Annotated in this window: 9 protein-coding genes and 1 riboswitch; of the genes, 3 read left to right on the top strand and 6 right to left on the bottom strand. The window is 72.9% G+C overall.

Annotation, left to right across the window (positions count from 1 at the left end; all coding sequences use genetic code 11):
* Positions 1-73: 73 nt before the first annotated feature.
* The 4 genes from ACWGIU_RS16650 to ACWGIU_RS16635 all read right to left on the bottom strand — a co-directional run bounded on the left by ACWGIU_RS16650 (position 74) and on the right by ACWGIU_RS16635 (position 4,508).
* The gene (locus ACWGIU_RS16650; protein WP_453706454.1) at positions 74-1,633 is read right to left on the bottom strand and encodes a cobyric acid synthase; all 1,560 of its coding nucleotides are present in this window, start codon (positions 1,631-1,633) and stop codon (positions 74-76) included.
* Entirely contained in the window at positions 1,630-2,610 is a 981-nt protein-coding gene (locus ACWGIU_RS16645; RefSeq protein WP_453706452.1) for a cobalamin biosynthesis protein, read from the bottom strand. Before ACWGIU_RS16645 ends, ACWGIU_RS16650 begins: the two co-directional genes overlap by 4 nt.
* A gap of 37 nt (positions 2,611-2,647) precedes the next feature.
* A riboswitch (cobalamin riboswitch) is annotated at positions 2,648-2,800 on the bottom strand.
* Between the two features lie 158 nt (positions 2,801-2,958).
* Positions 2,959-3,180, bottom strand: a complete 222-nt coding sequence (locus ACWGIU_RS16640) for a hypothetical protein (protein ID WP_453706450.1) — start codon at positions 3,178-3,180, stop codon at positions 2,959-2,961.
* Between the two features lie 26 nt (positions 3,181-3,206).
* Positions 3,207-4,508, bottom strand: a complete 1,302-nt coding sequence (locus ACWGIU_RS16635; RefSeq protein ID WP_453706448.1) for an anion permease — start codon at positions 4,506-4,508, stop codon at positions 3,207-3,209.
* 321 nt (positions 4,509-4,829) lie between these two features.
* Between ACWGIU_RS16635 and ACWGIU_RS16630 the strand changes: the two genes are divergently transcribed.
* Both ACWGIU_RS16630 and ACWGIU_RS16625 read left to right on the top strand, forming a co-directional pair.
* Positions 4,830-5,960, top strand: a complete 1,131-nt coding sequence (locus tag ACWGIU_RS16630) for an alpha/beta hydrolase family protein (RefSeq protein ID WP_453706446.1) — start codon at positions 4,830-4,832, stop codon at positions 5,958-5,960.
* A gap of 202 nt (positions 5,961-6,162) precedes the next feature.
* Positions 6,163-7,587 (top strand): hypothetical protein, encoded by a 1,425-nt coding sequence (locus ACWGIU_RS16625; protein WP_453706444.1) that lies wholly within the window; start codon positions 6,163-6,165, stop codon positions 7,585-7,587.
* 40 nt (positions 7,588-7,627) lie between these two features.
* Here the strand turns inward: ACWGIU_RS16625 and ACWGIU_RS16620 are convergent, their stop codons facing one another.
* Together ACWGIU_RS16620 and ypfJ are read right to left on the bottom strand one after the other, a co-directional pair.
* The gene (locus ACWGIU_RS16620; protein ID WP_453706442.1) at positions 7,628-8,023 is read right to left on the bottom strand and encodes a VOC family protein; all 396 of its coding nucleotides are present in this window, start codon (positions 8,021-8,023) and stop codon (positions 7,628-7,630) included.
* 63 nt (positions 8,024-8,086) lie between these two features.
* Positions 8,087-8,980, bottom strand: coding sequence for a KPN_02809 family neutral zinc metallopeptidase (gene ypfJ, locus ACWGIU_RS16615; RefSeq protein ID WP_453706440.1), 894 nt, complete (start codon positions 8,978-8,980; stop codon positions 8,087-8,089).
* A gap of 291 nt (positions 8,981-9,271) precedes the next feature.
* Between ypfJ and ACWGIU_RS16610 the strand changes: the two genes are divergently transcribed.
* On the top strand, positions 9,272-10,870 hold the full coding sequence (locus ACWGIU_RS16610) for an ABC-F family ATP-binding cassette domain-containing protein (protein ID WP_453706438.1): 1,599 nt from the start codon (positions 9,272-9,274) through the stop codon (positions 10,868-10,870).
* Positions 10,871-10,997 lie beyond the last annotated feature (127 nt).

Genomic DNA, 10,997 nt, shown 5'->3' with positions numbered 1-10,997 from the left:
CAAGGGTCCGGGGCGCAGCCCCGGGGAACGGTGGAAGGGCGGGTGGGGGACAGCCCACGCGGGGCCGCCGCCGTCACGGGGCGCCCGGCGGCAGGAACGGAAGGCCGGCCGGGGCGCCGTCCTCGATCAGCCGCAGCAGCGCGGCGGTGTCCGCGTGTTCCTCGATCAAGTCACCGAGCAGGTCCAGCTGTTCCTCCCGCAGCGCGGCGAACGAGGTGTCCGGCGCCGGGACGAAGCGCCGCCCGGCGGCTGCGGCCACCTCCCGCAGGAACGCCCGGCGGAAGCCGTCCGACTCCAGCGATCCGTGCCAGTGGGTGCCCCACACCGACCCGACGCGGCAGCCGTCCAGGAAGGCCTCGCCGCCGAGCACCTCGGCCACGCCGTGGTGGATCTCGTAGCCCGCGACGGCCTCGCCCAGCGCCGAACCCACCGGCCGGGCCAGGGTCTTCTCCCGCTCGAAGCGGACCCGTACGGGGAGGAGCCCGAGGCCGTCGACCTCGCCCGCCCGCGATTCGACCTCGTCCGAGATCCGCTCGCCCAGCACCTGGAACCCGCCGCAGATGCCCAGCACCGGCCGCCCCTCGGCGGCCCGCCGCAGCAGCGCGTCCGCGAGCCCCCGTTCCCGCAGCCAGTCCAGGGCCTTCACCGTGCCCCGGGTGCCCGGTACGACGACCAGGTCCGCGTCGGCCAGTTCCTCGGCCCGGTCCACGAACCGCACCACGACCCCCGGCTCCGCCGCGAGCGCGTCCACGTCCGTGAAGTTCGACATCAGCGGCACCGCGCACACGGCGACCCTCAGCACGTCCTCGCCCACCGGCGGCGCGACCACGGACTCGCGTACCGCCCCACGCAGGGAGACCCGCAGACCGTCCTCCTCGTCGATGCCCAGGCCGTGCTGGAACGGCAGCACCCCGTACGTGGCCCGGCCCGTCAGGCCGCGCAGCATCTCCATGCCCGGCTCCAGCAGCGACACGTCGCCGCGGAACTTGTTGACCATGTATCCCGCGATCAGGGACTGGTCCCCGGGGGAAAGCAGCGCCGTCGTCCCGAAGAAGGACGCGAAGACCCCGCCGCGGTCGATGTCCCCGACCACGACCACCGGGAACCGCGCGGCCCGCGCGATGCCCATGTTCACGATGTCGGTCCGGCGCAGGTTGATCTCGGCCGGACTCCCCGCCCCCTCGCAGATCACGGCGTCATACGTGCCCCGCAGCTGCTCCAGGCAGTCCGTGACGATGCCGAGCAACTGCTCCTGGCGCCCGCCGCGCAGTGCCTTCCCGGGGGACGACCCCCCGACCTCCCCGAAGAACCCGCGGGCGCTCATCTCGCCCACCGGCTTGCCCAGCAGCACCACCTGGCTGCTGCGGTCCCCGCCCGGCTTGAGCAGCACCGGGTTCATCAGCGCGGTCGGCTCCACGCGGGCCGCCTGGGCCTGCATCGCCTGGGCGCGCCCGATCTCGGCGCCCTCCAGCGTCACGAAGGAGTTCAGCGACATGTTCTGCGCCTTGAAGGGCGCCACCTTCACGCCCTGCCGGGCCAGCCAACGGCAGATGCCCGCCGTGACCACGCTCTTGCCCGCGTCCGACGTGGTGCCCGCGACCAGCAGACCGCCGCCGCGCTTCGCGCCGCTCATCCGCGCCGCCCTCTCTGTGTCGTACGTGTCATACGTGTCGTACGGGAGACGAGCAGCCTGGCGGCCACGCAGGCGGCCAGGGCCAGCCAGGTCACCTTCCGCGACAGCCGTACCGCCCGCTCGATGTCCGCTACCTCCACCGGCCGCCCCGCCCCGCCGTTCAGTACCGCTCGGTGCTCGACACGGCCGCCGTACGCGAGGGTTCCGCCCAGTCTGACGCCCAGCGCCCCGGCGAAGGAGGCCTCGACGGGTCCGGCGTTCGGGCTCGGGTGCGCGGCGGCGTCCGCGCGCCAGGCCCGTACGGCGCCCCGCCGGTCGGGGCCGGCCAGTACGGCCGCGACGGCCGTCAGTCGGGCCCCCGGCCAGCCGGCCAGGTCGTCGAGCCGGGCGGAGGCCCAGCCGTAGCGCAGGTAGCGGGGGGACCTGTGGCCGACCATCGCGTCCAGGGTGTTCACGGCGCGGAAGGCCAGCAGTCCGGGAACTCCGGCGACGGCGCCCCACACGAGGGCCCCGACCACCGCGTCGGAGGTGTTCTCGGCGACGGACTCCACGACGGCGCGAGCCATCTGCTGCCCGTCCAGGGCCTGCGGGTCGCGTCCGCACAGGTGGGGCAGCCGCTCCCGGGCCACCTCGATGTCCCCGGCGGCGAGGGCGCCGCCGATGGCGCGCGCCTCACGGCCGAGCGAGGTGCCGCCCACGACGGCCCAGGTGGCGGCAGCGGTCAGGGCGATACGGGCGGCCGCGGGCCGGGAGCGCACGGCGCGGGCGCCCAGCGCTCCGACGGCGGCCGCGCCCCCGGCGCACACCAGAGTGTGCAGGAGGCCCCGGGCGCGGTCGTCGCGCCACAGGGAGCGTTCGACGGCGGCGGCGGCCCGTCCGAAGGCGGCCACGGGGTGCCCTCGGCGCGGATCCCCGAGGATCCGGTCGCCGATCAGGCCCGCCGTGGCGCCGTACGCGAAGACGCGATCGGCACGCATGGTGGCAGGTATGTCCTCACTCAGGGTCCGCGCCCTGGTTCGACGTGTCCGGCGGCGAGAGTTCCTGGCTCCCGGGACGCACGCGCGGCGTGCGATTCCGGTGACAGTGGCGGGACCGCGCCGGATTCGCACCGGACTTCCTCTCCATGCCGCCGTATTGGCTCCGGCAGTCCACCACGCACCTCGAACGCCCGTCAACTCGCCGTTGACCTGCGGTGCGGCCGGGACGGAGGGCGAGGGAGGGACCGGTGAACCGGCAGGGGAGGGGATACGGGAGGGAACACGAAAGCTCCCCCCGGGACAAACCCGGAGGGAGCCTTCACACCCGACCCGCCCTGCGGCGGCGGATCAGGAGACGATCAGGTAGATCCCGTACGTCACGGCCGCCGCGACGAGCGTGAAGCAGAGGTAGGCGCCGGTGCGGGCGAGGGTGGCGGTGCCGCCCTGCTCGGTGGCGGTCTCGTGCTTGGACAGGCCCACCAGGCCCAGCGTGAACAGGGCCACGAGGGCGACCGTGGCGGAGAGGCTGACCCCGAAGACGGAGCCGAGTGCTTCCCAGTCGATCTTCATACTGCCGTTTCCTCTGTATGTCTCGGTCAGACCGCGGCGGCCGGAGCCGGCGCGGTCGTCGGGGCGGTCGTCTCGGCCGGGATGGTGGCCTTGAGGTCCTCGTCCGTGACCGCGGCGGTCGTACCGGCGGCCGCTGCCGCGGACGTAGCGGCCGCTGCGACGGTCGGCGGGACGGTGACGGCGGCGATCGCCGTGGTGACCACACCCGGCGCCTCCGCGGCGGCCGGCTCCACGTCGTTCACGTTGTGGTGGTCGACGACCTGGCGGCGGGAGATGACCCAGATGGCGAAGCAGGAGGCGACCAGGAAGACGGTGACGCCGGCGATGCCGATGTCACCGGAACGCATGACCAGCTCGGCGCCGGCGGAGACCAGCGCGGCGGCCGGCAGGGTCAGGCCCCAGGCGATGAACATGCGGGTCGCGGTGGACCAGCGGACCACACCGCCCTTGCGGCCCAGGCCCGAACCCATGACGGCGCCGGAGCACGCGTGGGTGGTGGAGAGCGAGAAGCCGAGGTTCGAGGAGGCGAGGATGACGGCCGCGGCCGAGGTCTGGGCGGCGAAGCCCTGCTGCGGCTGCAGGTCGGTCAGGCCGGTGCCCATGGTGCGGATGATGCGCCAGCCGCCCAGGTAGGTACCCATCGCGATGGCCATACCGGCGGAGACGATGACCCAGACCGGCGGGTTCGCGTCGGGCGCGATCGCGCCGCCGGCGATGAGGGCCAGGGTGATGATGCCCATCGTCTTCTGCGCGTCGTTGGTGCCGTGCGCGAGGGAGACGAGACCGGCCGAGGCGATCTGACCGGCGCGGTAGCCCTTGGCGGAGGTCTTCTCGCCGACCTTGTCACCCAGCTTGTAGGTGAGCTTGGCGGCCAGGTACGCGGCGATGCCGGCCACCAGCGGGGCGGCGATCGCGGGGATGAGGACCTTCGTGACGACGACGCTGCCGTTGACCGCGCCGATGCCGGCGGAGGCGACCGCGGCGCCGATCAGGCCGCCCATCAGGGCGTGCGAGGAGCTGGAGGGGAGACCGACCAGCCAGGTGACGAGGTTCCAGAGGATCGCTCCGACCAGGGCGGCGAAGATCACCTCTGGCTGGATGCCTTCCTCGTTGACGAGGCCCTTGGAGATCGTCTTGGCGACCTCCACGGACAAGAACGCGCCGACGAGGTTGAGCACGGCGGACATGGCCACCGCCGTCTTGGGCTTGAGGGCGCCGGTCGAGATGGTGGTAGCCATCGCGTTGGCTGTGTCGTGGAAACCGTTCGTGAAGTCGAACACGAGAGCGGTAATGATCACGATCCCGAGGAGAAGCGTTATGTGCTCCATTTACCCAGGCTTCTGTTTGACGTCAGTGGCTCGGCGACCGTAAGCAATCTGAGTGAACGGAAGATGAACTGGCGCGGGCGGAGCGGTGTACTGGCGCGGGGTGTGATCGGGCCATTCGTCCTGATTCTGGCGTAGATAACGCCATAAATGCACGTCAAAGCCGGGTGGGTGAACCTCTCCGCCGGGAGCCCGGCCCGCATACGATCCCGCCTCCGGGGCGCTGAAAGAGATCCAGATCACTCGCCGTCGGCCCGGCGCGCGCCGAAGGCGGAGGGATCCGCTCCGGTGGCCCGCCGGATGTCCCGAGCCGACACTGGAGCCGTGCGTACCGCGACAGCGACGGCAGCGGCCGTCACCACGACTCTGCTGGGTGCCGGCGCGGCTGCCGTCGCCATCGGCAGGCACGCCGCCGCCGCGGCCCTGCGGCCGGAACCCGGACGCCCGCTGCCCGGCGGACCACGGCTCAGCGTCCACTCCGCCGCCGACGGCCGGATCACGCTGACCCGCTCGCTCGCCTCCCTGCGCCCCGGTACGTACGGCCTGGTCGCACCCGGCGTGCACGCCGTCGTCGGGCCCGTGATCCCGGGCGCCGACCCCGGCCCGGACGCGGTCGTACGGCGGCTCGTCTCCGTCACCCACGGCACCCTGGAACCCGGCACCCGGGTCTCTCTCACCCCCCAGGTGTACGCCGGCAACCCGCGCACCGCCCTCGGGCTCGACCACGCCGACGTGGACATCCCCGGGGAGCTCGGCGCCCTGCCCGCCTGGTTCCTGCCCGCCGCCCGGGACACCTGGGTGATCACCGTGCACGGGCTCGGCAGCAGCCGTGAGCACCCGATGGTGGTCATGCCCCTCCTGCACCGTCACCGAATGCCCGTCCTGGACCTCGGCTACCGGGGCGACCTGGGCGCCCCCGCCTCCCCGGACGGCCTCGGTCACCTCGGTGAATCGGAATGGCGTGACCTGGACGCCGCCATCCGCTACGCCCTGCGCTACGGAGCCCGCCGCGTGGTCCTGTACGGCTGGTCCACCGGCGCCACCATGGCCCTGCACGCCTTCGAGCGCTCGCCGCTGGCCCACCGGATCTCCGGGCTGGTCCTCGACTCCCCGGTGCTCGACTGGCACGCCACCCTGCGGGGGCTCGCCGCGGCGCGCGGCGTCCCCGGCGTGGTGCTCCCACTGGCGGCCCGGGCCGCCGAGGGCCTCACGGGCCTGCGCGCCGACCGCCGGCGGGCGGGCGCCGACCCCGGCGCGCTGCGCGTGCCCGTACTGATCGTCCACGGCCCGGACGACGCGCTCGCCCCCTGGGACCCCTCCCGCAGACTCGCCGCCGCCCGACCCGACCTCGTCACGCTGCACACCGTGACCGGGGCCGGGCACGGCGCGATGTGGAACGCCGACCCGGCCGACTACGAGGAGGCCCTGCGCCGCTTCCTCATCCCCCTCATGTGAACGCCGTGCCGAGGTCCCCGCGGAGGCTGCGTGAACGGCTCGCGAGGAGGACTGCGGGAACGCCCGCGTGAAGAGCCGTCATGTGAAGGCCCTGTGACGGACGGGCCCCTCGGGCGGCTTGTCCCGGTCTGCACCGCGGGTGAGCGGCGGCAACGACCGGTTCCGTTTGGGCTTTCGGCCAGTGACGGGCGAGACTGCTTCCGTGACGTCCCGAAAGCCTGATGAGCAGTTGGCTCGCGACTCCAGACTCCGACTCGTCTCGCCGCGCTCCGTCGCCGCGGCCCGCAAGGCGGTGACCGACCGACGCACCCGGCCCGTGCCCAGGCCCCCGGCGGGTACGCCCGCCACGGCCGACCTCGCGAACCGGGCCCGGGCCTCGCTCGCCGATGCCGTACGCCTGACCCGCTGGGCCGAGCGCAACCTCGGCGCCGGAGACGGCGGCCGGCCCGCCCCCACGGGCGCCCTGCCCGCGGCCGACGTCGAACGCGCCGCCGCCGAACTGGGCCTGACACCCGGCCAGATCCAGGTCGGCTGGGACCGCGCCCGCCTCGCCGGACTGGTCGAGGTGCACGGCGGCCACGCCCGGCCCGGCTGGCGGCTGCGCGCCTGGGACCGCGACGACACCGCCGTACTGCGCGGCTGGGTCGCCCTCTTCGACGCCTGGTCGCTGGTCCATCCCGCACCCGCCGACATCGCCCCCTCGGCCGTCGCCGAGGTCGTCGAGGCCATGCCCCAGCTCCTCTCCCTGCTCCAGCTCTCCGCCGGACCGGTGACCGTCCCCGACCTGCTCGACCTGCTCGGGCAGCGCGTCACCGAACTGCGCGACGAGCGGTGCGAGATCCCCTACGAGTCCGAGCCCACGGTGGCGCTGACGTCCGCCGCCGGCTCCGCGGAGGCCCGCCCCGTCCCGCTCGCCCGACTGCTGCGCTGGGCGCTCGGCGGACTAGCCGCCGTGGACGCCGTCACCCTCGGTCCTGCCCGGGCCACGCTCACACCGCTCGGCAGCTGGGCCGTCTGGGTCAAGCTGGAGCAGATCTGCGTCGCGGCGCAGAGCCCCGCCGGGAACATCGAGCAGTCAGCCGCCGCCATGCTGCACGGCTGCGCGCGGCTCACCCCCGGCCCGGCCCGCGCCGAGTACCAGGCGTGGCTCGCCGCCCGGCCCGTCGGCCACGCCGTGGCCGAGCTGCTGCAGGCCGCCCGCGGCGAGGACGCCTTGCTGCGCGGCCTCGCCTTCGAGGCGCTGCGCGTGGTCGGCGCCCCCGCCGAGCCCGAGGTGCGCGCCGCCGTGCGCGAGCCCACGCTGCGTCCGTACGCCCTGCTCTGGCTCGCCGTGCACGACGGGGTCGACCCCGACGACGCCCAGGACGTCCTCACCACCGAGGAGTCGACCTGGCTCTGGGTGGACACCGCGGCCGCCATCGCCGACCACGGTGAGGCCGAGCTGCTGGCCCGCCACCTCGACTCCGCCGTCCGGACCACCGTCCCCCGGCTGCTGGACGAGGTCCGCGCGGTCGGCCATCCGCGCACGGTGCAGGTGCTGGTCGCGCTCGCCGCCGCCCACCCCGACCCGACGCTGGCCAAGGCGGTCCGCCGGGCCGCCTTCCAGGTCCACACCGGCGGCGAGTGACCCCGTAGAAGAACGAGGGCGGGGGCGGCGCGCCGCGGGGTCAGACCTGCGGCGCGTACGTCCCGAAGCTCCAGACGTTGCCCTCGGCGTCACGGGCCGTGTAGTCGCGGGATCCGTAGTCCTGGTCGGTGGGTTCCATCACGATCTCCGCGCCGTGCTCGACCGCCCGCCGGTGGTGGGCGTCCACGTCGTCGACCACGACATAGACCCCCGAGGGGCCCGCTCCCTCCATGGCCTTGTCGAACACCCCACCCCTGCCCGAACTCCCCAGCATCACCATGCCGTTGCCGTACGCCAGCTCGGCGTGCAGCACCGAGCCGTCCTCCCCCTCGTAGACGGCGACCTGGCTGAAGCCGAAGGCCTCGGTCAACAGCCGGATGGCCGCCTTCGCGTCGCGGTAGACCAGGGTGGGACAGATGGACGGAACGCCTGCCATGACGATCACTCCCTCTCGTGACGGTGACCCGCGTCACATCAGCATGGCAGGCGTCACCGACAGTCAGCGGAAGGTGTTGCACCGGGCCATGTCGCCGGTCCGGTAGCCCTGGTGGAACCACTGCTGACGCTGCTCGGCCGAACCGTGCGTCCAGGACTCCGGCGACACCCGGCCCTGGAACCTCTCCTGGATCCGGTCGTCGCCGACCGCGGCCGCCGCGTCCAGCCCGTCCCTGATGTCCGCCTCGGTCAAGGACTTGATCAGCGGCCGCCCGGTGGAGGCGTCCGCGACGTTCGTCGCGTTGTGCGCCCACACCCCGGCGTAGCAGTCGGCCTGCAGCTCGACCTTGACCGCGTTGCTGTTCGGGCCCTGCCGTCCGTCCTGGGCCCGCTGGAGGGTTCCGGTCAGGTTCTGGATGTGGTGCCCGTACTCGTGGGCGACGACGTAGGCCTGGGAGAAGGGGCCGCCCGTCGCGCCGAACTTCGTCCGCAGGTCGTCGAAGAAGCCCAGGTCCAGATAGACCTGCCGGTCCGCCGGGCAGTAGAAGGGGCCCACCGCCGCGCTCGCGGTCCCGCACGCGGTGTCCACCCTGTTCTCGAAGAACACGGTCGACGCCGGGGTGTACCGGCCGCCGCGCCGGGCGAACTCCTGCTTCCAGAAGGCCTGGGTGCTCCGGACGACCGCCACCAGCCGGCAGTCCTCGCGCGTGTTCGCGTCCCGCCCCGACGTGCACGCCCGCTGCACCTGGTTGAGCGACGAGGAGACCGGCGCCGGTTCCTGCTCCCCGGTGGACAGCCCCAGCTGCTCCGGTCCCACCCCGAACAGCAGCCCGACGACCAGGGCGATCAGACCGACGATGCCGCCGCCGACGGTGGCCTTCCCGCCCGGGATGCGGCCGCCGCCGCGCATGTCCTTGACCTCGGAGCTGTCGAGACCGGCGTCATCGTCGAACTGCATCCCGCACCGCCCTCCACACGTGAAACAGGCGCGGTCGCATCTCCGCCCATGCGGCGAGTATCAACCTGATCGTCCCTCTATGCTCCTCGGTGACCCCGTGGGGCCCACTGGGCCGGACGGGGGAGGCGCGGGAGCGGATCCCGCGGGCCGGACGGCCCGGCCCGCGCCCGGAAAGTAGTTGCGCACCCCCGGTAGAATGTCTCTCATGGCAAATCTCCTCGCGGATTAGCGGCGTCGAAGCTTCGCGTCCTGCCCTCCTTCCGCCGTCCCGACCCGCCCTGGAGTATTTCCGTGATCACCGCCACCGGCATCGAGCTGCGCGCCGGCGCCCGCGTCCTCATCGAGTCCGCTTCCTTCCGTGTCGCCAAGGGTGACCGCATCGGCCTGGTGGGCCGCAACGGAGCCGGCAAGACCACCCTCACCAAGTGCCTCGCGGGCGAGGGCCAGCCCGCCGCCGGTTCCATCGCCCGCTCGGGCGAGGTCGGCTACCTCCCGCAGGACCCGCGCACCGGAGACCTCGACGTGCTGGCCCGCGACCGGATCCTGTCCGCACGCGGCCTCGACGTGCTGATCAAGAAGATGCGCGCCAACGAGGAGCGCATCGCCACCGGCGCCGGCGCCACCCGCGACAAGGCGATGAAGCAGTACGAGCGCCAGGAGACGGAGTTCCTGACCAAGGGCGGGTACGCCGCCGAGGCGGAGGCCGCGACCATCTCGGCCGCCCTCGGCCTGCCCGACCGGGTGCTCGGCCAGCCGCTGCACACCCTCTCCGGTGGCCAGCGCCGCCGCGTCGAGCTGGCCCGGATCCTCTTCTCGGACGCCGACACCCTGCTCCTCGACGAGCCCACCAACCACCTCGACGCCGACTCCATCGTCTGGCTGCGCGACTACCTGAAGACCTATCGCGGTGGCTTCATCGTCATCTCCCACGACGTCGACCTGGTCGAGACCGTCGTCAACAAGGTCTTCTACCTGGACGCCAACCGCTCCCAGATCGACGTCTACAACATGGGCTGGAAGCTCTACCAGCAGCAGCGCGAGGCCGACGAGAAGCGCCGCAAGCGCGAGCGCCAGAACGCCGAGAAGAAGGCCGCGGCCCTGAACTCGCAGGCCGACAAGATGCGCGCCAAGGCCACCAAGACCGTCGCCGCGCAGAACATGGCCAAGCGCGCCGACCGGCTCCTCGCCGGCCTGGAGGCCGTCCGCGTCTCCGACAAGGTCGCCAAGCTCCGCTTCCCGGATCCGGCGCCCTGCGGCAAGACCCCGCTGACCGCCGAGGGCCTCTCGAAGTCGTACGGCTCGCTGGAGATCTTCACCGACGTCGACCTGGCCATCGACAAGGGCTCGCGCGTCGTCATCCTCGGCCTCAACGGCGCCGGCAAGACCACCCTGCTCCGTCTGCTCTCGGGTACCGAGAAGCCGGACACCGGCACGGTCGTCCCCGGCCACGGCCTCAAGCTCGGCTACTACGCCCAGGAGCACGAGACCCTGGACCCGGAGCGCACGGTCCTGGAGAACATGCGCTCCTCCGCGCCCGACCTGGACCTGGTCGCCGTACGCAAGACCCTCGGCTCCTTCCTCTTCTCCGGGGACGACGTGGACAAGCCCGCCGGGGTGCTCTCCGGCGGCGAGAAGACCCGTCTCGCCCTGGCCACGCTGGTCGTCTCCTCGGCGAACGTGCTCCTCCTCGACGAGCCGACGAACAACCTCGACCCGGCCAGCCGCGAGGAGATCCTGGGCGCGCTGCGCACGTACAAGGGCGCGGTCATCCTCGTCACGCACGACGAGGGCGCCGTCGAGGCGCTGGAGCCGGAGCGGATCATCCTGCTCCCGGACGGGGTCGAGGACCTGTGGGGACCGGACTACAGGGACCTGGTCGCCCTCGCCTGATCGGGTTCCGGTTCCGGTTCCGCTTCTGATCCAATTCCTTATGGATCATTCGGCTCACGGGTGATCCATCATCTGAGTGAGACGGTCTCGTACCGTTGCGCGTCGTACGACGGCCCCGGCCGCGCCA

This window comes from Streptomyces sp. NPDC054840, from assembly GCF_053611065.1.
Note: the sequence above shows the minus strand (reverse complement) of the source record. Positions and strands in the feature narration are given on the sequence as shown.

Excerpts from the sequence above, each read along its gene's own strand:
- ACWGIU_RS16650 (WP_453706454.1), bottom strand. The coding sequence starts at position 1,633 with ATGAGCGGCGCGAAGCGCGGCGGCGGTCTGCTGGTCGCGGGCACCACG.
- ACWGIU_RS16645 (WP_453706452.1), bottom strand. The coding sequence starts at position 2,610 with ATGCGTGCCGATCGCGTCTTCGCGTACGGCGCCACGGCGGGCCTGATC.
- ACWGIU_RS16640 (WP_453706450.1), bottom strand. The coding sequence starts at position 3,180 with ATGAAGATCGACTGGGAAGCACTCGGCTCCGTCTTCGGGGTCAGCCTC.
- ACWGIU_RS16635 (WP_453706448.1), bottom strand. The coding sequence starts at position 4,508 with ATGGAGCACATAACGCTTCTCCTCGGGATCGTGATCATTACCGCTCTC.
- ACWGIU_RS16620 (WP_453706442.1), bottom strand. The coding sequence starts at position 8,023 with ATGGCAGGCGTTCCGTCCATCTGTCCCACCCTGGTCTACCGCGACGCG.
- ypfJ (WP_453706440.1), bottom strand. The coding sequence starts at position 8,980 with ATGCAGTTCGACGATGACGCCGGTCTCGACAGCTCCGAGGTCAAGGAC.